The following is a 24,049-nucleotide window of genomic DNA, read 5'->3' on the forward strand; positions in this document are numbered from 1 at the left end:
AGCGTCACTGTGCGTGTCCTACTGCGGCAAAACGGCGGCGAAGCCCGGAACATGGGCCTGGATCGCGTTCAGCAGTTCTTCCTTGCTGAAAGGCTTGGTCAAAAACTGGTCGGAGCCGACGATGCGCCCCTTGGCCTTGTCGAACAGCCCGTCCTTGGACGACAGCATAATCACTGGCGTGGACTTGAACGCACTGTTGTTCTTGATTAAAGCGCAGGTCTGATAGCCATCCAGACGCGGCATCATGATGTCGACAAAGATGATGCCGGGATGGTTATCGGCAATCTTGGCCAGCGCATCGAAACCGTCGATGGCCGTAATGACTTCACAACCCACATTCTTCAACAGCGTTTCGGCGGTACGACGAATCGTCTTCGAATCGTCGATCACCATGACCTTCAAGGCGCTGGAATGCTGATCCATAAATGCTCTACCGTCGCCTTTGCGAAACAAATTGTCCGTTTGGTGGCTGGAACCCTTGATGCTCAAGGGCCAGCACGGCATGGCAGCCTTTTTAGCACAGTCTCCAAATGCAATCTATCGGCCGGTCTTTGCGGTGGTTTTTCCTTGACCGGGAACACACTCAGCGCCACTCTGACGCCACTTTTTCATGTCCGTTTGGACCATTCATTTTCGAGGAAAAACCCATGAGCGTTCGCGTCGGGATTGTCATGGATCCTATTGCCAGCATCTCCTATAAAAAGGATAGCTCGCTGGCCATGCTGCTAGCCGCGCAGAAGCGCGGCTGGGAACTGTTCTATATGGAACAGCGCGATTTGTACCAGGGCGAAGGTGAAGCACGGGCGCGGATGCGACCGCTGAAAGTCTTCGCCAACCCGGAAAAATGGTTCGAACTCGAAGCCGAGACCGACGCGCTGCTGAGCGATCTGGACGTGATCCTGATGCGCAAGGATCCGCCGTTCGACATGGAGTTCGTGTACTCCACCTACCTGCTGGAGCAGGCCGAGCGCGCCGGCGTGCTGGTGGTCAACAAACCGCAGAGCCTGCGTGACTGCAACGAAAAGCTGTTCGCCACGCTGTTCCCTCAATGCACGCCGCCGACCGTGGTCAGCCGTCGCGCCGATGTGCTGCGTGAATTCGCCGCCAAGCACGGCGACGTGATCCTCAAGCCGCTGGACGGCATGGGCGGCACTTCGATTTTCCGTCACCGTGCTGGCGACCCGAACCTGTCGGTGATTCTGGAAACCCTGACCGCGCTGGGCACCCAACAGATCATGGGCCAGGCGTACCTGCCGGCGATCAAGGACGGCGACAAGCGTATCCTCATGATCGACGGCGAGCCGGTGGATTATTGCCTGGCGCGCATTCCTGCCGCTGGCGAAACCCGAGGCAACCTGGCGGCCGGCGGTCGTGGTGAAGCTCGCCCGTTGACCGACAAGGATCGCTGGATCGCCGCCCAAGTCGGCCCGACCCTGCGCGAGAAAGGCCTGCTGTTCGTGGGTCTGGACGTGATCGGCGAGCACCTGACCGAGATCAACGTCACCAGCCCGACGTGCATTCGCGAGATTGATAATGCGTTCGGCACCGACATCGGTGGCCTGCTGATGGATGCCATCGATCAGAAGCTCAAGGCTCGTTGATATAGAACAGCCAAGACACGATCAACATTGCGTTATCATGCGCGGCCTGTGAAAAACGCGATGTTGGTCTTCTTGTCATGACGCTCCCGTCCGATCTGCCCGCTGAACTCGCCCATCGTGGCGTGCGCCCGGCCGATCGCCTCGGTTTTACCCTGTTTCTCGCGGCGTTGATTCACCTGGCCTTGCTGTTGGGCGTCGGCTTTACGATGGTCGAACCCAAAACCATCAGCAAAACCCTGGAAATCACCCTCGCCACCTTCAAAAGCGAAAAGAAACCCGAAAAAGCCGATTTCCTCGCCCAGGAAAATCAGCAAGGCAGCGGCACCCTGGATAAAAAGGCTATTCCCAAGACCACCGAGGTCGCGCCGTTCCAGGACAACAAGGTGCAAAAAGTCACGCCACCGCCCGCCGCCAAGCCTGAAGTACAGGAAGCGCCGCCCAAGGCTGCCGTGACGACCATCGCACCGAAGCCGAAAAAAGCCCCGGCCAAGAACGAAGAGGTCAAGCCGACAACCAAAGCGGAAGTGGCCGCGCCGACGTTTGACAGTTCCCAACTGTCCAGCGACATCGCCAGCCTCGAAGCGGAACTGGCCAACGAACAACAGCTGTACGCCAAACGCCCGCGTATCCACCGCTTGAGCGCGGCCTCGACCATGAAAGACAAAGGCGCCTGGTATAAGGACGAATGGCGCAAGAAGGTCGAGCGCATCGGCAACCTCAACTACCCCGATGAAGCCCGCCGCCAACAGATTTACGGCAATTTGCGCTTGATGGTCTCGATCAACCGCGATGGCTCGCTGTATGAAGTGCTGGTGCTGGAGTCGTCCGGGCAACCGTTGCTGGATCAGGCGGCGCAGCGGATCGTCAGGCTTGCGGCGCCGTTTGCGCCGTTTACCGGGGACCTTTCGGACATCGACCGCCTGGAAATCATCCGCACGTGGAAGTTTGCGCGTGGAGACAGGCTCTCCAGTAACTGATCCACACAAAGCCCGCTCCCACATTTGATCTGTGTCGACTGCCAAAATGCGGCATCCCCAGCTTGTCAGTTTGCCCCTCCAACGCCACACTAGCGCTCATGAAGAACGTCAGCCCCAGCTACCTCAAGCATCACTTCCTGATCGCCATGCCTCACATGGCCGACCCGAACTTTGCGCACACCTTGACTTACATCGTCGAGCACACCGCCAATGGTGCCATGGGGCTGGTGATCAACCGCCCGCAAGACCTCAATCTGGCCGAGATCCTCGAGCAGCTGCGCCCGGACATCGAGCCGCCAGCGCTGTGCCGGCATGTACCGATTTTCATCGGCGGCCCGGTGCAGACCGATCGTGGTTTTGTCCTGCATCCCAAGGGCGAGAGCTATCAGGCGACCGTTGATCTGGCAGACGAACTGTCTCTTTCCACTTCCCAAGACGTGCTGTTCGCCATCGCCGACGGCGTAGGCCCGGCGAAAAGCCTGATCGCCCTCGGTTACGCCGGCTGGGAAGCCGGCCAGCTGGATGCCGAACTGGCGCAGAACGCCTGGCTGACCTGCCCGTACGACGCCGACATCCTGTTCAACACCAGCAGCGAACTGCGCCTCGAAGCGGCGGCCAAACATTTGGGCGTCAATCTCAGCCTGCTGACCAGCCAGGCGGGGCACGCCTGATGGCCCTGCGCCTGATTTTGGGTTTTGACTACGGCACCAAACAGATCGGCGTTGCAGTCGGCCAGGTGATTACCGGCCAGGCTCGCGAGCTGTGCACCTTGAAGGCGCAGAACGGCGTTCCCGACTGGAATCAGGTCGAAGCCCTGATCAAGGAGTGGAAGCCCGACGCCGTGGTGGTCGGCCTGCCCCTGAACATGGATGGCACCCCGAGCGACATGTGCCTGCGCGCGGAAAAATTCGCCCGGCGCCTCAACGGTCGCTACAACTTGCCCTTCTATACCCACGACGAACGCCTGACCACGTTTGAAGCCAAAGGCGAGCGACGTGATCGCGGCGGGCAAAAAGGCAGTTACCGCGACAACCCGGTCGACGCCATCGCCGCCGCCCTGCTGCTGCAAGGCTGGCTCGACGAAAACAGCGCACTGTTCGAGTCCTGAAGCAACGAATCCTCAAGAGCCGCCGCAAGCGACTCTCTATAGCGACAACCCGAGCCACCCTTCAAGCAGCATCCGGCTCGGGCCCAAGAAGGAGCAACCATGAGCCTGCCCAATCCCGCCGAACTGATCAGCCAGATGGCGATCCGTCTCAAGGCACACCTGGAACACCGTGGCATCAGCGAACCGCGTTACATCGGTATCCGTACCGGCGGTGTCTGGGTCGCCCAGGCGTTGCTCGAAGAACTGGGCAGCGACGCGCCGCTCGGCACCCTGGACGTGTCCTTCTACCGTGACGACTTCAGCCAGAACGGCCTGCACCCGCAGGTTCGCCCGTCGGCGCTGCCGTTCGAGATCGAAGGCCAGCACCTGGTGCTGATCGACGACGTGCTCATGAGCGGCCGGACCATCCGCGCCGCCATGAACGAACTGTTCGACTACGGCCGCCCGGCCAGCGTAACGCTGGTCTGCCTGCTGGACCTCGACGCCGGCGAGTTGCCGATCAGCCCGAATGTAGTTGGCGCGACGCTGTCGCTGGCCGCCCATGAGCGGGTCAAGCTGTCCGGCCCCGAGCTCAAGCTTGAACTGCAAGACCTCGCCCTTTAATCCGCCCTATTGAGAGTCCCCCTCGCGATGACGCCTCTAGATACCAAGCGCCCGCTGCAGCTCAATGATCAGGGCCAGCTGCGCCACTTCCTCTCGCTCGACGGTTTGCGCCGCGAGCTGCTGACGGAAATCCTCGACACCGCCGACTCGTTCCTCGAAGTCGGCGCCCGGGCCGTGAAGAAGGTCCCGTTGCTGCGCGGCAAGACCGTGTGCAACGTGTTCTTCGAAAACTCCACCCGCACCCGCACCACCTTCGAACTGGCGGCCCAGCGGCTGTCGGCAGACGTGATTACCCTGAACGTGTCGACCTCGTCGGCCAGCAAGGGCGAAACCCTGCTCGACACCCTGCGCAACCTGGAAGCCATGGCCGCCGACATGTTTGTCGTGCGTCACGGTGACTCCGGTGCCGCACACTTCATCGCCGAACATGTCTGTCCGCAAGTGGCGATCATCAACGGCGGCGACGGCCGGCACGCACACCCGACGCAGGGCATGCTCGACATGCTGACGATCCGTCGGCACAAGGGCGGCTTCGAAAACCTCTCGGTGGCCATTGTCGGGGACATCCTGCACTCGCGGGTCGCGCGCTCGAACATGCTCGCGCTGAAAACCCTCGGCTGCCCGGACATCCGCGTGATCGCCCCGAAAACCCTGCTGCCGATCGGCATCGAGCAATACGGCGTGAAGGTCTACACCGACATGACCGAAGGCCTCAAAGACGTCGATGTGGTGATCATGTTGCGCCTGCAACGCGAGCGCATGGCCGGTGGCCTGCTGCCGAGCGAGGGCGAGTTCTACCGCCTGTTCGGCCTGACCACCGCGCGCCTGGCCGGGGCCAAGCCGGATTGCATCGTCATGCACCCGGGGCCGATCAACCGCGGGGTGGAGATTGAGTCGGCGGTGGCCGACGGTCCGCACTCGGTGATCCTCAACCAGGTCACCTACGGTATTGCGATTCGTATGGCCGTGCTGTCCATGGCCATGAGCGGGCAGACTGCGCAACGTCAATTCGAGCAGGAGAACGCCCAGTGAAGCTCAGCATTCTCGGCGCACGCGTAATTGATCCAGCCTCTGGCCTGGATAAAGTGACTGACATCCACATTGAAGCCTGCAAGATCGTCGCCCTCGGCGCCGCCCCAGCCGGTTTTGTCGCCGTCGACACCCTCGACGCCCAAGGCCTGGTGGCCGCTCCCGGGCTGGTTGACCTGAACGTCGCCCTGCGCGAGCCGGGCTACAGCCGCAAAGGCTCGATCATCAGCGAAACCCGCGCCGCGGCCGCCGGTGGCGTGACCAGCCTGTGCTGCCCGCCGAAAACCAAACCGGTGCTGGACACCTCGGCCGTGGCCGAATTGATCCTCGACCGCGCCCGTGAAGCCGGCAACACCAAAGTCTTCCCGATCGGCGCCCTGAGCAAAGGCCTGGACGGCGAGCAACTGGCCGAGCTCGTGGCCTTGCGCGATGCCGGTTGCGTGGCCTTCGGCAACGGCCTGGACAGCTTCCGCAATACCCGCACCCTGTGCCGGGCGCTGGAATACGCGGCGACGTTCGACCTGACGGTGATTTTCAACTCGCAGGACCACGACCTGGCCGAAGGTGGCCTGGCCCATGAAGGCCCGACCGCCAGTTTTCTCGGTTTGCCGGGCATTCCGGAAACCGCTGAAACCGTGGCCCTGGCCCGAGACCTGTTGCTGGTCGAGCAAAGCGGCGTACGCGCGCACTTCAGCCAGCTCACCAGCGCTCGCGGCGTGGCCCTGATCGCTCAGGCCCAGGCCCGTGGGCTGCCGGTGACCGCCGATGTCGCGCTGTATCAGCTGATCCTGACGGACGAAGCCTTGATCGACTTCAGCAGCCTCTACCACGTCCAGCCGCCGCTGCGCACCCGCGCCGACCGCGACGGCCTGCGTGCGGCGGTGAAATCGGGGGTGATCTCGGCCATTTCCAGCCATCACCAACCGCATGAGCGGGATGCCAAACTGGCGCCGTTCGGCGCGACAGAGCCGGGCATCAGCAGTGTTGAACTGCTGCTGCCGCTGGCAATGACGCTGGTGGAGGATGGTTTGCTGGACCTGCCGACGTTGCTCGCGCGCTTGAGTGCCGGGCCTGCCGAAGCATTGCGCTTGCCGGCCGGTAAGTTGGCGGTGGGTGGGCCGGCGGATATCGTGCTGTTCGACCCTGCGGCGTCGACCGTGGCGGGTGAAACCTGGCTGTCCAAGGGTGAGAACTGCCCGTTCATTGGGCATAGCCTGCCGGGCGTGGTGCGCTACACCTTGGTGGATGGGCGGATTAGCCACCAGGCGTAACCGAGTTGCCTTCAATCGCGAGCAGGCTCGCTCCCACACTGGATCTGTGTCGTTCACAAATCCCCTGTGGGAGCGAGCCTGCTCGCGAAGGCTTACTGGAAAGCGCCTCTGTTCTGGGCGTTGCGCAGGGATACCTGGTCATTCAGCGTCCAGAAGTCATAGAGCACCCCGACAAAGAACAACCCGCCCGTCACCAGGTACAGCAACCCGCTGATCCACTTCCCCTGATACATCCGGTGTACGCCGAATACCCCGAGAAACGTCAGCAGAATCCACGCCACGTTGTATTCGATCGGCCCCGCGGTGAACCGAAGATCCGCTTCACGGTCCATTGCCGGAATCAGAAACAGGTCGATCAGCCAGCCAATTCCCAGCAAGCCAAAGGTGAAGAACCAGATCGTCCCGGTCACAGGCTTGCCGTAATAGAAGCGATGAGCGCCGGTAAAGCCGAAAATCCACAGCAGATATCCGATCACTTTGCTGTGCGTATCTTGATGCGCGGCGGACTGTTGATAGCTGTTCATGGAGCACCTCGATTCACACGATAGATAAATATTCTTTAAATCTTTGTGACTTTTTTACAGGTTGCCGACGTATGGCAGATGCTACCTTGATGTCCGTCAAAGCCTTATAGCACCTGACTTCTGTCCGACAATTGCGTCCATTTGCCGCTTGTTTGGTTCCATTGACCACCAGGTTGAATCGACCAACGGCCTCGGAAGGGCAAAAAAAGCTGTTATAAAGTTGCGCGTTCACCTATTCGAGCCCTGCCTAATGCGTCCATTTTTCAAGACATGGCTAACCATTTGCCTTTTGATGCCACTGGCCGCCCACGCCACCAATCGTGAGCAACGTCTTCCAAACGTTAATGGTTACACCCCAAAATCCCATGTTTCTGCTCCTTCGAGCAAAAACAAACAAAATGCAAAACACTCGGCCCAGCTGAGTGACAACAGCAAGCTTGTTCCGCCGATGGCGAGCAAGACCAGCAGCAACGTGCTGAGCCGCGCTGTAAACGTCCTCGGTACTCCATACCGTTGGGGCGGCAGCAGCCCAAGTAAAGGGTTCGACTGCAGCGGACTGGTGAAATATGCGTTCAACGACGCCACGTTTGACCTGCCGCGCACCTCTAACGCCATGGCCAGCGGTCACGGCGAGAAAGTCGATCGCAGCGATTTGAAGCCGGGCGACCTGATTTTCTTCAACATCAAGAGCCGTCGGGTCAATCACGTTGCCATCTACCTGGGCAACGACCGCTTCATCCACGCACCCCGTCGTGGCAAGTCGGTGACCATCGACACGCTGAAGAAGCCGTACTGGGAAAGCCACTACGTGGTTGCCAAGCGGGTTCTGCCGAAAGAACCGAATCAGATGCGCGTCGTTCAGCGCTGATCCGAAAATCCCGGGCCTGCCCCGGGATTTTTTTGTGCATGATGGCCCTTTCGCGAGCAGGCTCGCTCCCACATGGACTGCATCAATCCTGTGGGAGCGAGCCTGCTCGCGAAGGGACCCCGTGAGAACACCGCATCTCAAAAATTATCCGGCGACCGCGCCTTCTCCCGCGCATGCTCGCGGCTGATCAAGCCCTTGGTCACCAAGTCCTTCAAGCACATATCCAGCGTCTGCATCCCCAGGTTCCCGCCGGTCTGAATCGACGAGTACATCTGCGCGACCTTGTCTTCGCGGATCAGGTTACGGATCGCCGACGTGCCGAGCATGATCTCGTGCGCCGCAATCCGCCCGCCGCCGATCTTCTTCACCAGCGACTGCGACACCACCGCCAGCAACGACTCGGACAGCATCGAGCGCACCATCGATTTTTCATCCCCCGGAAACACATCCACCACCCGGTCGATGGTTTTCGCCGCTGAGGTGGTGTGCAGCGTGCCGAACACCAGATGCCCGGTCTCGGCGGCGGTCAGCGCCAGGCGAATGGTTTCCAGGTCGCGCATCTCCCCTACCAGAATCACGTCCGGGTCTTCCCGCAACGCCGAGCGCAGGGCCGTGGCGAAACTGCGCGTATCGCGATGCACTTCGCGCTGGTTGATCAGGCATTTGCGCGATTCGTGGACGAACTCGATCGGGTCTTCGATGGTGAGGATATGGTGATGGCGATGGTTGTTCAGGTAATCGATCATCGCCGCCAACGTGGTGGACTTGCCGGAGCCGGTCGGGCCCGTCACCAGCACCAGCCCGCGCGGCGCGTCGGTGATTTTTCGAAACACCTCACCCATGCCGAGGTCGTCCATGCTCAGGACCTTCGACGGAATGGTCCGAAACACGGCGCCTGCGCCACGGTTCTGGTTAAAGGCGTTAACCCGGAAGCGCGCCACACCGGGCACCTCAAAGGAAAAATCGGTTTCCAGGTGTTTCTCGAAGTCCACCCGCTGGGTGTCGTTCATGATGTCGTAGATCAGTTCTTGCACCTGTTTGTGGTCCAGGGCCGGCAGGTTGATGCGTCGCACGTCGCCGTCGACACGGATCATCGGTGGCAGGCCGGCGGACAAGTGCAAGTCGGATGCGCCCTGTTTAGCGCTGAAAGCCAGCAGTTCAGTGATATCCATAGCGCCCCTCAATTCCAGTAGAATGCCGCGAACCTTCAGACCGCTGGCGCACATTGAATGTCCACGATAGCAGACAACATTGCTCAGGTTAGTTCACGCATCCGTGCCGCCGCCCTGGCCGCCCAGCGCGATGAGCACAGCGTTCAACTGCTGGCCGTGAGCAAGACCAAACCCGCCGAAGCCCTGCGCGAAGCGTACGACGCCGGCCTGCGCGACTTTGGCGAGAACTACCTGCAGGAGGCCCTGGGCAAACAGCTCGAACTGGCCGACCTGCCCTTGATCTGGCACTTCATCGGCCCCATTCAATCGAACAAGACTCGCGCTATCGCCGAGCACTTCGCCTGGGTGCATTCCGTGGATCGATTGAAAATCGCACAACGCCTGTCCGAACAACGTCCTGCCGATCTGCCGCCCCTGAACATCTGCATCCAGGTCAACGTCAGCGGTGAAGCCAGCAAATCCGGCTGCACCCCGGCCGACCTGCCGGCCCTGGCCAAGGCCATCAGCGAATTGCCACGCCTTAATCTGCGCGGGTTGATGGCGATTCCCGAGCCGACCGATGATCGTGCCGAACAGGATGCCGCTTTTGCGGCCGTACAAAGCCTGCAAGCCAGCCTGAACCTGCCGCTGGACACACTTTCCATGGGCATGAGCCATGACCTCGAGTCGGCCATCGCCCAAGGCGCCACATGGGTCCGTATCGGTACGGCCCTGTTCGGCGCCCGCGACTACAGCCAGCCTTGACCACTTTCTTTTCTAAGGACCTGACATGAGCAAAACTCGTATTGCCTTTATCGGTGCCGGCAACATGGCCGCCAGCCTGATCGGCGGCCTGCGCGCCAAGGGTCTGGACGCCTCGCAAATCCGCGCCAGCGATCCGGGCGCCGAAACCCGCGCCAAGGTGGCTGCCGAACACGGCATCGAAGTCTTCGCCGACAACGCCGAGGCCATCCAGGATGCCAACGTCGTCGTATTGGCGGTCAAACCCCAGGCGATGAAAGCCGTGTGTGAAGCGATTCGCCCGAGCCTGAAACCGAATCAATTGGTGGTGTCGATTGCCGCGGGCATCACCTGCGCCAGCATGAACAACTGGCTCGGCGCCCAGCCGATCGTGCGTTGCATGCCTAACACGCCGGCGCTGCTGCGCCAGGGCGTCAGCGGTTTGTTCGCCACGGCTCAAGTGAGCATCGATCAACGCCAGCAAGCTCAAGAACTGCTGTCAGCCGTGGGCATTGCCCTGTGGCTGAACGAAGAGCAGCAACTGGACGCGGTCACCGCCGTTTCCGGCTCCGGCCCGGCATACTTCTTCCTGCTGATCGAAGCCATGACCGCCGCCGGCGTGAAACTCGGCCTGCCGGCAGACATCGCCGCGCAACTGACCCTGCAAACCGCGCTGGGCGCCGCACACATGGCGGTTGCCAGCGATGTTGACGCCGCCGAACTGCGTCGTCGTGTAACGTCGCCTGCGGGCACCACGGAAGCTGCGATCAAGTCATTCCAGGCCGGTGGCTTCGAAGCCCTGGTCGAAACAGCACTCGGCGCCGCTGCGCATCGCTCGGCCGAGATGGCTGAGCAACTCGGTCGCTAATCAGCTCTTACAAAGGAATCAACGATGCTCGGACTCAATGACGCTGCCATTTTCATCATTAAAACCCTTGGCAGCCTGTACCTGCTGATCGTACTGATGCGTTTCATCCTGCAACTGGTTCGGGCGAACTTCTACAACCCGCTCTGCCAGTTCATCGTCAAAGCCACCCAGCCGCTGCTCAAGCCGTTGCGTCGGGTGATCCCGAGCATGTTCGGGCTCGACATGTCGTCGCTGGTGCTGGCGCTGATCATCCAGATGCTGCTGATCGCGGTGATCCTGGCGCTCAAAGGCTTCATGGTCGACTGGCTGCTGTTGGTGCCGTGGGCCCTGATCGCGCTGTTCTCGCTGTTTTTGAACATTCTGTTCTACGCCATGATCATCAGCGTGATCCTGTCCTGGGTCGCCCCGGGCAGCCACAATCCGGGCGCCGAACTGGTTGCGCAGATTACTGAACCGGTCCTCGCGCCGTTCCGCCGGATCATCCCGAACCTGGGTGGTCTCGACATCTCGCCGATCTTCGCCTTCATCGTGATCCAGCTGCTGCAAAGCTGGCTGATCCCGCGCCTGGCGTACTTCGCCTTCATGCCGCAGGGGCTGCTCGGCTTGATCTGATGAGCTACTTTCGCTGGGAAGGTGACGACCTGATTCTGGAGTGTCACCTGCAACCGGCAGCCCGCAGCGATGATTTCTGCGGGCTGCACGGCGATCGCCTGAAAATCCGCCTGACTGCGCCGCCGGTTGAAGGCAAGGCCAATGCGTATCTGATGGCGTTTCTGGCCAAGGCGTTTGGGGTTTCCAAAAGCCAGGTCAGTTTGATCAGCGGCGAGTTGAACCGGCAGAAACGGGTGCGGATCTGTTCGCCGAAGAAGCTGCCGGAGTTGCCTGATCTGGCGCGTCCGGCAGGTTGACCACGTCATCGTTCTTCGCGAGCAGGCTCGCTCCCACAATGGAATGCGTTCCCCTGTGGGAGCGAGCCTGCTCGCGAATGGCGCACCTCGGTCTGACTGAATGAAATCAGGCCTGCCCTTTGCTTGCCGCTAACCCCACCGGTCTTTAGACTTACGCCTCATTTCAACGAGAGCAGGGTCGATGCCAACTGCCTTTCCCCCCGATTCTGTTGGTCTGGTGACGCCGCAAGTGGTGCACTTCAGCGAACCCCTGGCCCTGGCCTGCGGGCGTTCGCTTCCAGCCTATGACCTGATCTACGAAACCTACGGCACGCTGAACGCCACGGCGAGCAACGCCGTGCTGATTTGCCATGCGTTGTCCGGTCACCATCACGCTGCCGGCTTTCACAGCGCCGACGACCGTAAACCCGGTTGGTGGGACAGCTGCATCGGTCCCGGCAAGCCGATCGACACCAGCAAATTCTTCGTGGTCAGCCTGAACAACCTCGGCGGTTGCAACGGCTCCACTGGCCCGAGCAGCATCAACCCGGAGACCGGCAAGCCCTTCGGCGCCGATTTCCCGGTGCTGACCGTGGAAGACTGGGTGCACAGCCAGGCGCGACTGGCCGACCGTATCGGCATCAGCCAATGGGCGGCGGTGATTGGCGGCAGCCTCGGCGGCATGCAGGCGATGCAATGGAGCATCACCTACCCCGAGCGCATTCGTCACTGCCTGGCCATCGCCTCGGCACCCAAGCTGTCGGCGCAGAACATTGCCTTCAACGAAGTGGCGCGCCAGGCCATCCTCACCGACCCCGAATTCCACGGCGGTTCGTTCCAGGAAGCCGGCGTGATCCCCAAGCGCGGGCTGATGCTGGCGCGTATGGTCGGGCACATCACCTACCTGTCCGACGATTCCATGGGCGAGAAATTCGGCCGCGGCCTCAAGAGTGAGAAGCTCAACTACGACTTCCACAGCGTCGAGTTCCAGGTCGAAAGCTACCTGCGTTATCAGGGCGAAGAGTTCTCCGGACGTTTCGACGCCAACACCTACCTGTTGATGACCAAGGCGCTGGACTACTTCGACCCGGCAGCGAATTTCGACGATGACCTGGCGAAAACCTTCGCCAATGCCCAGGCCAAGTTCTGCGTGATGTCATTCACCACGGACTGGCGCTTCTCCCCTGCCCGCTCGCGGGAACTGGTGGACGCGCTGATGGCGGCCAAGAAAGACGTCTGCTACCTCGAGATCGATGCTCCGCAAGGCCACGACGCCTTCCTGATTCCGATCCCGCGTTACTTGCAGGCCTTCAGCAATTACATGAACCGCATTGCGTTGTGAGAAAGCCATGAGAGCTGATCTGGAAATCATCCAGGAATGGATCCCCGCCGGCAGCCGCGTGCTCGACCTCGGTTGCGGTGATGGCGAACTGCTGACCTGGCTGCGCGACAACAAGCAAGTGACTGGCTATGGCCTGGAAAACGACCCGGACAACATCGCCGAGTGCGTGGCCAAGGGCATCAACGTCATCGAGCAGGACCTGGACAAGGGCCTCGGCAACTTTGCCAGCAACAGCTTCGATATCGTGGTCATGACCCAGGCGCTGCAAGCCGTGCATTACCCGGACAAGATCCTCGACGAAATGCTGCGGGTCGGCCGCCAGTGCATCATCACCTTCCCCAACTTCGGTCACTGGCGCTGCCGCTGGTACCTGGCGAGCAAGGGCCGGATGCCGGTTTCCGAGTTTCTGCCGTACACCTGGTACAACACGCCGAACATCCACTTCTGTACTTTTGAAGACTTTGAGGCGTTGTGTCGCGAACGTGAAGCCAAGGTCATTGATCGGCTTGCCGTGGATCAACAGCATCGGCACGGGTGGGCCAGTAAGCTATGGCCTAATCTGTTAGGTGAGATCGGTATTTACCGCGTCAGCAGCCCCGGGCTGCAGGATCACAAGGTCGCGGTCTGAACCACGACATTCCAAGGAGAACGAACATGGGTCGTCTAGCGCTGTTTGTACTAACTGCCTGCCTGAGCGTCACCGCCATGGCCGCTGACGTCATCAAGGGCGAACGCCAGGAAACCTTCGGCGACACGACGGTGCACTACAACACCTTCAACTCCACGTACCTGACTCCGGACATCGCTAAAGCGGCCGGTCTGACCCGAAGCAAGAACCAGGGTGTGATCAATGTCTCCGTGATCAAGGACGGCAAGCCGCTGACCGCTGAAGTGAACGGTTCGGTCAAAGACCTGACCAGCCAGACCGTGCCGTTGAACTTCAAACAGATCACCGAACAGGGCGCGATTTACTACATCGCCCAATACCCGGTGGATCAGCAGGAAATCCGCACCTTCGAAATCAAGGTGCAGAACGGTGACAAAATCAACACCATCAATTTCAACCAAGAGCTTTTCCCCGGCGAATGATCAATTTCACGCAACTTGTACTGGCCAGCCATAACGCCGGCAAACTCAAGGAACTCCAGGCCATGCTCGGCGACTCGGTGCAACTGCGCTCGATCGGCGAGTTCAGCACTGTCGAGCCTGAAGAAACCGGCCTGTCGTTCGTCGAGAACGCCATTCTCAAGGCTCGCAACGCAGCGCGCATTTCCGGTTTGCCGGCGCTGGCCGACGATTCCGGGCTGGCCGTGGATTTCCTCGGCGGTGCGCCGGGCATCTATTCGGCTCGTTACGCTGACGGCAAGGGCGATGCGGCGAACAACGCCAAACTGCTCGACGCCTTGAAAGACGTACCGGAAGCCGAGCGCGGCGCGCAGTTCGTCTGCGTTCTGGCGCTGGTGCGTCACGCCGATGATCCGTTGCCGATCCTCTGTGAAGGCCTGTGGCACGGGCGTATTCTGCGGGCCGCCAGTGGCGAGCACGGGTTTGGTTACGACCCGCTGTTCTGGGTCCCGGAGCGCGATTGCTCCAGCGCCGAGCTGAGCCCGAGCGACAAGAACCAGATCAGCCACCGCGCCCGTGCAATGGATCTGCTGCGCCAGCGTCTGGGACTGAAATGACCCACGACTTATCCGCGTCACCGCTGATTTTCGGCGGCGACGCCCAATCGCCACGGGCGGCACTGCCAGTGCTGCCGCCCCTGGCGCTGTACATCCACATTCCGTGGTGTGTGCGTAAATGCCCTTATTGCGACTTCAACTCCCACACCGCCAGCCCGGTGTTGCCGGAAGAAGAGTACGTCGACGCCTTGCTCGCCGACCTCGATCAGGACCTGCACGCGGTGTATGGCCGCGAGCTGAGTTCGATCTTCTTTGGCGGCGGCACCCCGAGCCTGTTCAGCGCCGAGGCCTTGGGCCGTTTGCTCAAAGGCGTCGAGCAACGCATTCCGTTTGCCAGCGACATCGAAATCACCCTGGAAGCCAATCCGGGGACGTTCGAGCAAGACAAGTTTGTGGCGTACCGGAAACTGGGGATCAATCGCCTGTCGATTGGCATCCAGAGCTTTCAGGAAGAGAAACTCAAGGCGCTGGGGCGGATTCACAACGGTGACGAAGCAGTACGTGCCGCCGGCATGGCGCGTCAGGCCGGGTTTGATAACTTCAACCTGGACTTGATGCACGGCTTGCCCGATCAGTCGCTGGAAGATGCCCTGAACGACCTGCGTACAGCCATCGCCCTGAAACCGACGCACCTGTCCTGGTATCAGCTGACGCTGGAGCCGAACACGGTGTTCTGGAACCAGCCGCCGACGCTGCCGGAAGACGACACGTTGTGGGACATTCAGGAAGCGGGTCAGGCGCTGCTCGCCGATCACGGTTACGCACAATACGAAGTCTCGGCTTATGCGCAACCGGGTCGCCCGGCGCGGCATAACCTCAATTACTGGAGCTTCGGTGACTTCATCGGCATCGGCGCTGGCGCCCACGGCAAGCTAAGTCATCCGGACGGGCGCATCGTGCGCACCTGGAAGACCCGCCTGCCCAAGGACTATCTCAACCCGGCGAAAAGCTTCAAGGCCGGCGAGAAAGCACTGACCAACGATGAGATGCCGTTCGAGTTCCTGATGAACGCGCTGCGCCTGACCGAGGGCGTCGAATCGCGGCTGTATCCGGAACGCACCGGGATGACCCTGGAAAGCCTCGCCGAACACCGCCGCGAAGCCGAACAAAGTGGCTTGTTGCAGGTCGAACCGTCACGTCTGGCGGCCACCGAGCGCGGACAGCTGTTTCTCAATGACTTGCTGCAGACATTTCTGAGCTGATTTCAGCCTTAAGGGAAAACGAATGGATTTGATACTCGACCTGCTCGCCACCGTGTCCCGCTGGAGCCGCAGTAACCTGTCGGAAATCGCCCTGGCTTTGGTGGGCTGTCTGCTGGTGCTGTTCGGTTCGGATTTCAAGACCTGGGTCGAGCAACGCCTGGGCAGCATCGCCGGTGCCCTGCGCGTCCCGCTGATGGCCCTGTTGTGCATGGTCGGCAGCGGCGCCGCGTTGATCTACGCCACGCCGTGGGTTGTTCGCGGCCTGAGCCAGTTCAACAACTACAGCCTGGCACCGGTGTTGTTGGTGGTGCTGGTGCTGATCGGCGTGGTCGCTGACCGCCGCTGATTTCAGCTACAACCGAAAACAACTGTGGGAGCGAGCCTGCTCGCGAAGAGGCCATAACATCCAACATCTCTGTTGACTGTCAGACCGCTTTCGCGAGCAGGCTCGCTCCCACAGTTTTTATTGCGATAAGGCTTAGGACTGCTTTTCGAACTTCAGGTCCCACACGCCGTGCCCAAGACGTTCGCCGCGGCGTTCGAACTTGGTGATCGGGCGTTCGGTCGGGCGCGGTACGCACTTGCCGTCTTCGGCGAGGTTGCGATAACCCGGCGCGACGTCCATCACTTCCAGCATGTACTCGGCGTACGGCTCCCAGTCGGTGGCCATGTGCAGCACACCGCCGACCTTCAACTTGCTGCGCACCAGTTCAGCGAACGATGCCTGAACGATACGGCGCTTGTGGTGACGGCTCTTGTGCCAAGGGTCCGGGAAAAACAGCATCAGGCGATCGAGGCTGTTATCGGCGATGCAGCGGTTGAGCACTTCGATCGCGTCGCAATCGTAGACCCGCAGGTTAGTCAGGCCCTGCGTCAGCACGCCATTGAGCAGCGCGCCGACACCCGGACGGTGAACTTCCACGCCAATGAAATCCTGTTCCGGCGAGGCTGCCGCCATTTCCAGCAGCGAATGGCCCATGCCGAAACCGATTTCCAGCGAGCGCGGTGCCGAACGACCGAACACCTGATCGAAGTCCACCGGCGCATCGGCCAGAGGCAACACGAACAGCGGCGTGCCCTGCTCCAGACCTTTTTGCTGGCCTTCGGTCATGCGCCCGGCGCGCATCACAAAGCTCTTGATGCGGCGGTGTTGGCGCTCTTCGCCTTCTTCCGGCTGGATAGGCGTTTCGTTTGATTCAGTCATCAATGGCTCTTACTTGATCAGACCATCCAGCGGCGAGGAGGCGCTGGCATAGAGTTTTTTCGGCATGCGGCCGGCGAGGTAGGCCAAACGACCTGCAACGATGGCGTGTTTCATGGCTTCAGCCATCATGATCGGCTGCTGGGCGTGGGCGATGGCCGAGTTCATCAGCACCGCTTCGCAACCCAGTTCCATGGCGATGGTGGCGTCGGAGGCGGTGCCGACACCGGCATCCACCAGCACAGGGATCTTGGCTTCTTCGAGGATGATCTGCAGGTTGTACGGGTTGCAGATCCCCAGGCCCGTGCCGATCAGACCGGCCAGCGGCATCACCGCGATAACGCCGATTTCCGCCAGTTGACGAGCGATGATCGGGTCATCGCTGGTGTAGACCATCACGTCGAAGCCTTCCTTGACCAGCACTTCGGCGGCCTTGAGGGTTTCGATCACGTTGGGGAACAGGGTTTTCTGGTCGGCCAGCACTTCCAGCTTCACCAGGTTGTGGCCGCCGAGCAGCTCACGGGCCAAGCGACAAGTGCGCACGGCCTCGGTAGCGTCGAAGCAACCGGCGGTGTTCGGCAGGAAGGTGTAGCGATCCGGCGACAGGACTTCGAGCAGGTTCGGTTCGCCCGGGGTCTGGCCGAGGTTGGTGCGGCGCACGGCGAAGGTGACGATCTCGGCGCCCGAGGCTTCGATGGCCAGGCGGGTTTCTTCCATGTCGCGGTACTTGCCGGTGCCTACCAGCAAACGCGACTGGTAAGTACGACCGGCCAGGACGAAGGGCTTGTCGCTACGAACGATGCTCATGGGAAATCCTCTGTAGGGGTGAGGTTCTTGCAGAATTCTGGGCCCTTGCGGGCCGGGAGGCTAGCCGCCGCCGATGGCGTGAACGACTTCGACACTGTCGCCGTCGTTCAGCGTGGTGTCGGCATGCTGACTGCGCGGGACGATATCCAGATTGAGCTCGACCGCCACCCGGCGTCCGGTCAGTTCCAGACGGGTCAGCAGGGCCGCAACGGTTTCACCGTCGGGCAGTTCAAGGGATTCGCCGTTCAACTGAATGCGCATGCCGAATGCCGCCATCATTTTTAGGGGCTGGCATTCTAGCCCGATCAGTCTTGGCGACCCAAGCCATTCGTCATGAAATGGACCACCCGGTCAGCTCAACCGCCAGGCGGCAAGCCCCAGGCACGCCCAGCCCACCAGGAATGCGAGCCCGCCGAAGGGCGTAATGATTCCGAGCTTGCTGATGCCGGTCAGGGTCAGCAGGTACAGACTGCCGGAAAACAGCAGGATGCCGATGGCAAACGAGGCTCCGGCCCAGGTGATCAAACGCCCGGATATCTGCGTGGCCAGCAGCGCTACGCCCAGCAACGCCAGGGTGTGCACCAGTTGGTAAGTGACGCTGGTGTGGAAAATGGCCAGATATTCGGGGGTCAGACGGTTTTTCAGGCCATGCGCGGCGAACGCGCCGAGGGCAACGCCCGTGAAGCCGAAGAAAGCGGCCAGCATCAAAAAGCCACGCAGCATGAAGAACTCCAGTCAGACTCGATCAACAGGGTCTGTATAATGGCCCGCTCAACGGGTTCGGCCAAGCCATCTCTATGCTGCGTATATTTTTACGACGATTCACCAAGGCCGTGCTCTGGTTCGCGGGCGGCAGCGTCTTGCTGGTGCTGATCTTTCGCGTGGTGCCTCCGCCGGGAACGGCGTTGATGGTCGAACGCAAGATCGAATCCTGGTTCGACGGCGAGCCGATCGACCTGCAACGGACCTGGAAGCCGTGGGATGAAATCTCCGACGACCTGAAAGTCGCGGTGATTGCCGGTGAGGATCAGAAATTCCCGGAGCACTGGGGTTTTGACTTCGGGGCGATTCAGGCGGCACTGGCTCATAACGAGCTGGGCGGCTCGATTCGTGGCGCCAGCACGCTGAGCCAACAGGTGTCGAAGAACCTGTTTTTATGGTCGGGACGCAGTTGGCTGCGCAAGGGCCTGGAAGCCTGGTTCACTGGATTGATCGAAGTGTTCTGGCCCAAGCAGCGGATTCTTGAGGTGTACCTCAACAGTGTTGAGTGGGATGACGGGGTTTTTGGGGCGGAAGCTGCGGCGCGGCATCACTTTGGCGTGAGCGCTAAAAGCCTGAGCCGTCAGCAATCGAGCTTGCTGGCTGCCGTGTTGCCCAACCCAAGAGTGTGGAGCGCGAGCCATCCGACCAACTACGTCGCTCGACGGGCCGGGTGGATTCGGCAGCAGATGAGTCAGTTGGGGGGTGACAGTTATCTGTTGGGCCTCAATGATTCGCGGCGGGCACCTTGGGCTCAGTAGCCGAACACAATTCCCGAACACTGAAAATCCCCTGTGGGAGCGAGCCTGCTCGCGAAAGCGGTGGTTCATGCAATACAGGTGTCGACTGACACACTGCTTTCGCGAGCAGGCTCGCTCCCACATTGGTTTTGTGGTGTTGCAGAAAACCGGGCACAAACAAAAACGCCCCGATCAATGATCGGGGCGTTTTTTATTGCCGGTTCGCAGGTTATGCCGCGATCGACAGCTTGAGCTTGTTCATCGCGCTCTTCTCAAGCTGACGGATACGCTCGGCCGACACGTTGTACTTCTGCGCCAGGTCGTGCAGCGTGGCTTTCTCTTCAGCCAACCAGCGCTGATAAAGGATGTCACGGCTGCGGTCGTCCAGCACTTCCAGCGCTTCGTGCAGGTTGTGGTTGGAGTTGTCGCTCCAGTCTGCGTCTTCCAGCTGACGCGCCGGGTCGTACCGGTGGTCTTCCAGATAATTGGCTGGCGACTGGAAAGCACTGTCGTCGTCCGCTTCTGCGGCCGGGTCGAAAGCCATGTCATGGCCGGTCAGGCGACTTTCCATCTCGCGCACTTCCCGAGGCTCTACACCGAGGCTTTCCGCCACACGGTGGACTTCCTCGTTGTTCAGCCACGCCAGGCGTTTCTTCTGGCTGCGCAGGTTGAAGAACAGCTTGCGCTGGGCCTTGGTGGTCGCGACTTTCACAATGCGCCAGTTGCGCAGGATGAACTCGTGAATTTCCGCCTTGATCCAGTGCACAGCAAACGACACCAGACGCACACCCATTTCCGGGTTGAAGCGCTTCACGGCCTTCATCAGGCCGACGTTACCTTCCTGGATCAGGTCAGCCTGAGCCAGACCGTAGCCGGAATAGCTACGGGCGATATGTACAACAAAACGCAGGTGGGCGAGCACCATCTGCCGAGCCGCCCCCAAATCCTGCTCATAATAGAGACTCTCGGCCAGTTCACGCTCCTGCTCCGGCGTCAGCAATGGAATGCTGTTCACGGTGTGCACATAGGCCTCCAGGTTCGCACCCGGGACCAGAGCATATGCAGGTTGCAAAGAATTGGTCATACGACAAAACCTCCGACTTACAAACTCGTGCAGTTCAGCACTGCGAAAATTGACCGGAAACCGAAAGACAAGTTCCCATAAACGCTGAAAGGTCAATACGAGCAAAATGATACTACTTAGGCGCAAGCTCCCTCAGGTGGCGTGCGACTGCAATCCATGCACCGATATACCCCAACAGCACCGCGCCAAGCAAGAGAGACAGACCGTCGGCAACTGGCACTCCGGCCAGCGCGAAATCACTGCCGTACAAACCGGCCAGCCCAACCACCGCGTCGTTCAGCCAGTTCAGGCCGAACGCCAGTACGCCCCAAGACAGCATCCCCGCACCGAAGCCATACAGCGCGCCCATATATAGAAAGGGCCTGCGCACATAGCTGTCCGTGCCGCCGACGAGTTTAATCACTTCTATCTCTGTGCGGCGGTTTTCAATATGAAGACGAATGGTATTGCCTATCACCAAAAGTAATGCAGAAACCAGAAGCACGGTCAGACCGAAGACAAAACGGTCACCCAGCTTGAGGATGGCTGCCAGACGCTCGACCCAGACTAGATCAAGTTGCGCCTGTTGTACCTTCGGCAGCTCGGATAGTTTTTGTCTTAATGCTTCAAGCGCGGGCTTGTCGACTTCGTTCGGCGTCACCAGGACCACGCCAGGCAGCGGGTTTTCCGGCAACTCCTTCAGTGCCTCGCCCAGGCCGGACTGCTGCTGAAACTCTTCCAGCGCCTGGTCGCGTCCGACATATTCCGCATCAGCTACGCCTGGCATGCCTTTGATCTGCTCGCGCAGCGCCTCACCCTGTTCAGGACTGGCTTCCAGTTGCAGGTACAGGGAAATCTGCGCTGCACGCTGCCAAGACCCGCCCAGACGCTCGACGTTACTTAGCAAAAGTGACAGGCCCATCGGCAAACTCAGCGCAACGGCCATCACCATGCAGGTGAAAAAGCTGCCAATCGGCTGCTTGCCCAAGCGACGCAAGCTGTCCAGCAGACTGGCGCGGTGGCTTTCAACCCAGGCGCGAAACAACGTCGCGAAGTCCGGGCCGTCGTCATCGTCACGTTTTTTCTTCTGCGGTTGCGGATCGGCGGCCTTCGGGGCTACACGCTCGGCAACTTTGGGGCTGCGGGTCGCGCTCATTCGGCAGCCTCCCCGTCGCCGATCAATCGGCCACGTTGCAGGGTCAGCATGCGGTGACGCATACGGGCGATCAGCGCCAAATCGTGACTGGCGATCAGCACACTCGTGCCCAGGCGGTTGATGTCTTCGAACACACCCATGATTTCGGCGGCCAGGCGCGGGTCGAGGTTACCGGTCGGTTCGTCCGCCAGCAGCAAGGCCGGGCGGTGAACGATGGCGCGGGCGATGCCGACGCGCTGTTGTTGACCGGTGGACAGGTCGCCCGGGTACAAATCGGTTTTGTCCGAGAGCGCCACGCGTTCCAGGGCCGAATCCACGCGCTTGACGATCTCGGCCTTCGACAGACCCAGGATCTGCAAGGGCAGCGCGACGTTGTTGAACACCGTGCGATCGAACAGCAACTGGTGATTCTGGAACACCACGCCGATCTGCCGGCGCAGGTAAGGAATCTGCGCATTGCTGATGGTGGCGAGGTCCTGGCCGGCCAGCAGCAATTTGCCGGTGGTCGGACGCTCCATCGCCAGCAACAGGCGCAACAAGGTGCTTTTACCGGCGCCGGAGTGGCCGGTCACAAACAAGAATTCGCCCCGACGGACTCGAAAGCTCAGCTCATGCAAGCCGACGTGACCGTTCGGGTAGCGTTTACCGACCTGTTCGAAACGAATCATGAACGCTCCCGCTCGGCAAACAGTGCCTGGACAAAGGGTTCTGCTTCAAAAGTACGCAAATCGTCGATGCCTTCCCCGACGCCGATGTAGCGAATCGGCAGGCCAAACTGCTTGGCCAGGGCAAAAATCACCCCACCCTTGGCGGTGCCGTCGAGCTTGGTCAGCGCCAGGCCAGTCAGTTCGACGGTCTGGTTGAATTGTTTAGCCTGGCTGATAGCGTTCTGGCCGGTGCCGGCATCGAGCACCAACAGCACTTCGTGCGGCGCATCGGCGTCGAGCTTGCTGATTACCCGGCGAACTTTCTTCAGCTCTTCCATCAAGTTGTCTTTGGTGTGCAGACGACCGGCGGTGTCCGCGATCAGCACATCAATGCCACGGGCCTTGGCGGCCTGCACGGCATCGAAGATAACCGAAGCCGAGTCGGCGCCGGTGTGCTGGGCGATGACCGGGATCTTGTTGCGTTCGCCCCAGACCTGCAATTGCTCGACCGCTGCAGCACGGAAGGTGTCACCGGCCGCGAGCATGACTTTCTTGCCTTCAAGTTGCAGCTTCTTCGCCAGCTTGCCGATGGTGGTGGTCTTGCCGGCGCCATTGACGCCCACCACCAGAATCACGAACGGCTTGTTCTGCGAGGTGATTTTCAACGGCTGCTCGACCGGCTTGAGCATGGCAGCCAGCTCGGCTTGCAGGGATTTGTACAGGGCATCGGAATCGGCCAGTTCCTTGCGCGCGACCTTTTGGGTCAGGCGCTGGATGATCACCGACGTGGCTTCGACGCCAACGTCGGCGGTCAGCAGGCGGGTTTCGAGGTCTTCGAGCAGTTCGTCATCGATGGCCTTTCTGCCCAGGAACAAACTGGCCATGCCTTCGCCAATGCTGGCGCTGGTCTTGGACAGGCCTTGCTTGAGACGGGCGAAGAAGCCGGCTTTGGATTCTTCAGTACGCGGCGGCTCTACGGGCGTTTCTAAGGGCGCGACGACTGGTGCTGGTGCCTGGACAACCGGAGCAACCGGAGCAACCGGAGCAACCGGAGCAACCGGAGCAACCGGAGCAACCGGAGCAACGAAAGCAGGAACCAACGGTTCTGCAACAACCGGTTCAGGTTCGGTCACAACTACTGGCGCTATAACCGGTTCAACCACCGGAACCTGAACAGGCTCCGGCACAAACGCAATCGGAGCTGGAATCGGCGGCGTAATGTGCGGTGCCAACTCGTCTTCAACGAGGGCAACCGGCTCTTCGGCCACTGGCAGCGTCAGCCAGGGCTCGGCAATCGGGGTCAGGGTGGGTTGTGCAACGGCTTCGGCAACATGATCAGGCTCGACCACCGGTTGCAGCACCGGCTCGGCGATCGGCAAGACAATCGGCGCGAGCTCTTCTTCTATTACCGGCGCCGGCGCGGGCTCGGAAAGTGGCTGTGGCTGTTCGACGACGGTTTCCTGCGGCTTTTTGCGCAGCCATCCGAACAGGCTTTTCTTCTCGCCAGCCGCAGCTGGGGCTTTCTTGTCGTCGTTGGAACCAAACATGGAGGACGGCTATCTCACGGTAGCGACGCGCCAAAGAGCGCCTCGGCAAATAAATATTCGATGCAGAACAGACTGCGATTGATCCAGCTTGTTCACGCGCAACATTTTGTCGAGGTGCAACTCGCACCCCAAAGGTCGACTAATACGAAGGACTGGAACGGCATCGTCGGCGAAAACGCAGAGTTTAGCTGTCAAACTCATAGCTTGCGCCGCAAACCCAAACAACCTGCAGACCGATCAAAGGCCTGATAGGCGTGGCCGCCAGTAAAACGGAC

The 24,049-nt window shown here is 60.5% G+C and carries 30 protein-coding genes; 19 read left to right on the forward strand and 11 right to left on the reverse strand.

The window, feature by feature from the left end; translation table 11 throughout:
• Positions 1 to 18: 18 nt before the first annotated feature.
• Positions 19 to 423, reverse strand: a complete 405-nt coding sequence (pilG, locus tag AC07N8_RS22660; RefSeq protein ID WP_027926573.1) for a twitching motility response regulator PilG — start codon at positions 421 to 423, stop codon at positions 19 to 21.
• 224 nt (positions 424 to 647) lie between these two features.
• Here pilG and gshB point away from each other — a divergent pair, with 224 nt between their 5' ends.
• From gshB to AC07N8_RS22695, 7 genes are all read left to right on the forward strand, one after another.
• Complete coding sequence (gene gshB, locus AC07N8_RS22665; RefSeq protein WP_123434720.1) at positions 648 to 1,601, forward strand: glutathione synthase; 954 nt, start codon at positions 648 to 650, stop codon at positions 1,599 to 1,601.
• A gap of 77 nt (positions 1,602 to 1,678) precedes the next feature.
• Positions 1,679 to 2,578 (forward strand): energy transducer TonB, encoded by a 900-nt coding sequence (locus tag AC07N8_RS22670; protein WP_483843391.1) that lies wholly within the window; start codon positions 1,679 to 1,681, stop codon positions 2,576 to 2,578.
• A 98-nt stretch (positions 2,579 to 2,676) separates the two neighbouring features.
• Positions 2,677 to 3,249, forward strand: a complete 573-nt coding sequence (locus AC07N8_RS22675) for a YqgE/AlgH family protein (protein ID WP_483843390.1) — start codon at positions 2,677 to 2,679, stop codon at positions 3,247 to 3,249.
• Complete coding sequence (gene ruvX / locus AC07N8_RS22680) at positions 3,249 to 3,686, forward strand: Holliday junction resolvase RuvX (RefSeq protein ID WP_007945492.1); 438 nt, start codon at positions 3,249 to 3,251, stop codon at positions 3,684 to 3,686. Before AC07N8_RS22675 ends, ruvX begins: the two co-directional genes overlap by 1 nt.
• A gap of 99 nt (positions 3,687 to 3,785) precedes the next feature.
• Positions 3,786 to 4,289, forward strand: a complete 504-nt coding sequence (pyrR, locus tag AC07N8_RS22685) for a bifunctional pyr operon transcriptional regulator/uracil phosphoribosyltransferase PyrR (protein WP_493145903.1) — start codon at positions 3,786 to 3,788, stop codon at positions 4,287 to 4,289.
• Positions 4,290 to 4,316: 27 nt separating this feature from the next.
• On the forward strand, positions 4,317 to 5,321 hold the full coding sequence (locus AC07N8_RS22690; protein WP_046029744.1) for an aspartate carbamoyltransferase catalytic subunit: 1,005 nt from the start codon (positions 4,317 to 4,319) through the stop codon (positions 5,319 to 5,321).
• Positions 5,318 to 6,589 (forward strand): dihydroorotase, encoded by a 1,272-nt coding sequence (locus AC07N8_RS22695; RefSeq protein WP_059182019.1) that lies wholly within the window; start codon positions 5,318 to 5,320, stop codon positions 6,587 to 6,589. The genes AC07N8_RS22690 and AC07N8_RS22695 overlap by 4 nt, the downstream gene beginning before the upstream one ends.
• Before the next feature lie 92 nt (positions 6,590 to 6,681).
• On the opposite strand, the gene AC07N8_RS22700 is transcribed toward AC07N8_RS22695, so the two are convergent.
• Positions 6,682 to 7,113: an NINE protein gene (locus AC07N8_RS22700; RefSeq protein WP_483843388.1), complete on the reverse strand. Its 432-nt coding sequence runs from the start codon at positions 7,111 to 7,113 to the stop codon at positions 6,682 to 6,684.
• A 250-nt stretch (positions 7,114 to 7,363) separates the two neighbouring features.
• On the opposite strand from AC07N8_RS22700, the gene AC07N8_RS22705 reads away from it, so the two are divergent.
• Positions 7,364 to 7,981, forward strand: a complete 618-nt coding sequence (locus AC07N8_RS22705) for a C40 family peptidase (RefSeq protein WP_123434727.1) — start codon at positions 7,364 to 7,366, stop codon at positions 7,979 to 7,981.
• A gap of 137 nt (positions 7,982 to 8,118) precedes the next feature.
• On the opposite strand, the gene AC07N8_RS22710 is transcribed toward AC07N8_RS22705, so the two are convergent.
• Positions 8,119 to 9,153, reverse strand: coding sequence for a type IV pilus twitching motility protein PilT (locus AC07N8_RS22710; RefSeq protein WP_483843387.1), 1,035 nt, complete (start codon positions 9,151 to 9,153; stop codon positions 8,119 to 8,121).
• A 57-nt stretch (positions 9,154 to 9,210) separates the two neighbouring features.
• Here AC07N8_RS22710 and AC07N8_RS22715 point away from each other — a divergent pair, with 57 nt between their 5' ends.
• The 10 genes from AC07N8_RS22715 to AC07N8_RS22760 all read left to right on the forward strand — a co-directional run bounded on the left by AC07N8_RS22715 (position 9,211) and on the right by AC07N8_RS22760 (position 16,200).
• On the forward strand, positions 9,211 to 9,897 hold the full coding sequence (locus AC07N8_RS22715) for a YggS family pyridoxal phosphate-dependent enzyme (RefSeq protein ID WP_483843386.1): 687 nt from the start codon (positions 9,211 to 9,213) through the stop codon (positions 9,895 to 9,897).
• Between the two features lie 25 nt (positions 9,898 to 9,922).
• Positions 9,923 to 10,741 (forward strand): pyrroline-5-carboxylate reductase, encoded by an 819-nt coding sequence (gene proC, locus AC07N8_RS22720; protein WP_493145904.1) that lies wholly within the window; start codon positions 9,923 to 9,925, stop codon positions 10,739 to 10,741.
• A 24-nt stretch (positions 10,742 to 10,765) separates the two neighbouring features.
• The gene (locus AC07N8_RS22725; protein ID WP_027926561.1) at positions 10,766 to 11,353 is read left to right on the forward strand and encodes a YggT family protein; all 588 of its coding nucleotides are present in this window, start codon (positions 10,766 to 10,768) and stop codon (positions 11,351 to 11,353) included.
• Positions 11,353 to 11,649: a DUF167 domain-containing protein gene (locus AC07N8_RS22730; RefSeq protein WP_483843384.1), complete on the forward strand. Its 297-nt coding sequence runs from the start codon at positions 11,353 to 11,355 to the stop codon at positions 11,647 to 11,649. Before AC07N8_RS22725 ends, AC07N8_RS22730 begins: the two co-directional genes overlap by 1 nt.
• A gap of 181 nt (positions 11,650 to 11,830) precedes the next feature.
• Positions 11,831 to 12,970 (forward strand): homoserine O-succinyltransferase MetX, encoded by a 1,140-nt coding sequence (gene metX / locus AC07N8_RS22735; RefSeq protein WP_493145905.1) that lies wholly within the window; start codon positions 11,831 to 11,833, stop codon positions 12,968 to 12,970.
• A 7-nt stretch (positions 12,971 to 12,977) separates the two neighbouring features.
• On the forward strand, positions 12,978 to 13,598 hold the full coding sequence (gene metW / locus AC07N8_RS22740; RefSeq protein WP_027926558.1) for a methionine biosynthesis protein MetW: 621 nt from the start codon (positions 12,978 to 12,980) through the stop codon (positions 13,596 to 13,598).
• A 26-nt stretch (positions 13,599 to 13,624) separates the two neighbouring features.
• Positions 13,625 to 14,059, forward strand: coding sequence for a DUF4426 domain-containing protein (locus AC07N8_RS22745; RefSeq protein WP_483843382.1), 435 nt, complete (start codon positions 13,625 to 13,627; stop codon positions 14,057 to 14,059).
• Positions 14,056 to 14,652, forward strand: coding sequence for an RdgB/HAM1 family non-canonical purine NTP pyrophosphatase (rdgB, locus tag AC07N8_RS22750; protein WP_483843381.1), 597 nt, complete (start codon positions 14,056 to 14,058; stop codon positions 14,650 to 14,652). Before AC07N8_RS22745 ends, rdgB begins: the two co-directional genes overlap by 4 nt.
• A complete protein-coding gene (gene hemW / locus AC07N8_RS22755) occupies positions 14,649 to 15,854 on the forward strand; it encodes a radical SAM family heme chaperone HemW (RefSeq protein WP_493145906.1) in 1,206 nt (401 codons plus the stop codon). Before rdgB ends, hemW begins: the two co-directional genes overlap by 4 nt.
• A 22-nt stretch (positions 15,855 to 15,876) precedes the next feature.
• Entirely contained in the window at positions 15,877 to 16,200 is a 324-nt protein-coding gene (locus tag AC07N8_RS22760) for a DUF3392 domain-containing protein (RefSeq protein WP_140671083.1), read from the forward strand.
• A gap of 132 nt (positions 16,201 to 16,332) precedes the next feature.
• On the opposite strand, the gene trmB is transcribed toward AC07N8_RS22760, so the two are convergent.
• From trmB to AC07N8_RS22780, 4 genes are all read right to left on the reverse strand, one after another.
• Positions 16,333 to 17,058, reverse strand: coding sequence for a tRNA (guanosine(46)-N7)-methyltransferase TrmB (trmB, locus tag AC07N8_RS22765; protein ID WP_493145907.1), 726 nt, complete (start codon positions 17,056 to 17,058; stop codon positions 16,333 to 16,335).
• Positions 17,059 to 17,067: 9 nt separating this feature from the next.
• Positions 17,068 to 17,862, reverse strand: a complete 795-nt coding sequence (locus AC07N8_RS22770) for a thiazole synthase (RefSeq protein WP_483843378.1) — start codon at positions 17,860 to 17,862, stop codon at positions 17,068 to 17,070.
• Between the two features lie 60 nt (positions 17,863 to 17,922).
• On the reverse strand, positions 17,923 to 18,123 hold the full coding sequence (gene thiS / locus AC07N8_RS22775; protein WP_008026157.1) for a sulfur carrier protein ThiS: 201 nt from the start codon (positions 18,121 to 18,123) through the stop codon (positions 17,923 to 17,925).
• 90 nt (positions 18,124 to 18,213) lie between these two features.
• Positions 18,214 to 18,585: a DUF423 domain-containing protein gene (locus AC07N8_RS22780; RefSeq protein ID WP_483843377.1), complete on the reverse strand. Its 372-nt coding sequence runs from the start codon at positions 18,583 to 18,585 to the stop codon at positions 18,214 to 18,216.
• A gap of 74 nt (positions 18,586 to 18,659) precedes the next feature.
• On the opposite strand from AC07N8_RS22780, the gene mtgA reads away from it, so the two are divergent.
• The gene (gene mtgA / locus AC07N8_RS22785) at positions 18,660 to 19,382 is read left to right on the forward strand and encodes a monofunctional biosynthetic peptidoglycan transglycosylase (RefSeq protein ID WP_027926549.1); all 723 of its coding nucleotides are present in this window, start codon (positions 18,660 to 18,662) and stop codon (positions 19,380 to 19,382) included.
• Positions 19,383 to 19,590: 208 nt separating this feature from the next.
• Here mtgA and rpoH read toward each other — a convergent pair whose 3' ends face one another.
• From rpoH to ftsY, 4 genes are all read right to left on the reverse strand, one after another.
• Positions 19,591 to 20,445: an RNA polymerase sigma factor RpoH gene (rpoH, locus tag AC07N8_RS22790; protein WP_007897890.1), complete on the reverse strand. Its 855-nt coding sequence runs from the start codon at positions 20,443 to 20,445 to the stop codon at positions 19,591 to 19,593.
• A gap of 112 nt (positions 20,446 to 20,557) precedes the next feature.
• Positions 20,558 to 21,580 carry a permease-like cell division protein FtsX gene (gene ftsX, locus AC07N8_RS22795; protein WP_483843376.1) on the reverse strand — a complete coding sequence of 341 codons (1,023 nt, stop codon included), beginning with the start codon at positions 21,578 to 21,580 and terminating at the stop codon, positions 20,558 to 20,560.
• Entirely contained in the window at positions 21,577 to 22,248 is a 672-nt protein-coding gene (ftsE, locus tag AC07N8_RS22800) for a cell division ATP-binding protein FtsE (protein WP_123434743.1), read from the reverse strand. Before ftsE ends, ftsX begins: the two co-directional genes overlap by 4 nt.
• On the reverse strand, positions 22,245 to 23,774 hold the full coding sequence (gene ftsY, locus AC07N8_RS22805) for a signal recognition particle-docking protein FtsY (RefSeq protein WP_493145908.1): 1,530 nt from the start codon (positions 23,772 to 23,774) through the stop codon (positions 22,245 to 22,247). Before ftsY ends, ftsE begins: the two co-directional genes overlap by 4 nt.
• Positions 23,775 to 24,049 lie beyond the last annotated feature (275 nt).

Source organism: Pseudomonas sp. GW821-FHT10C09, assembly GCF_059415465.1.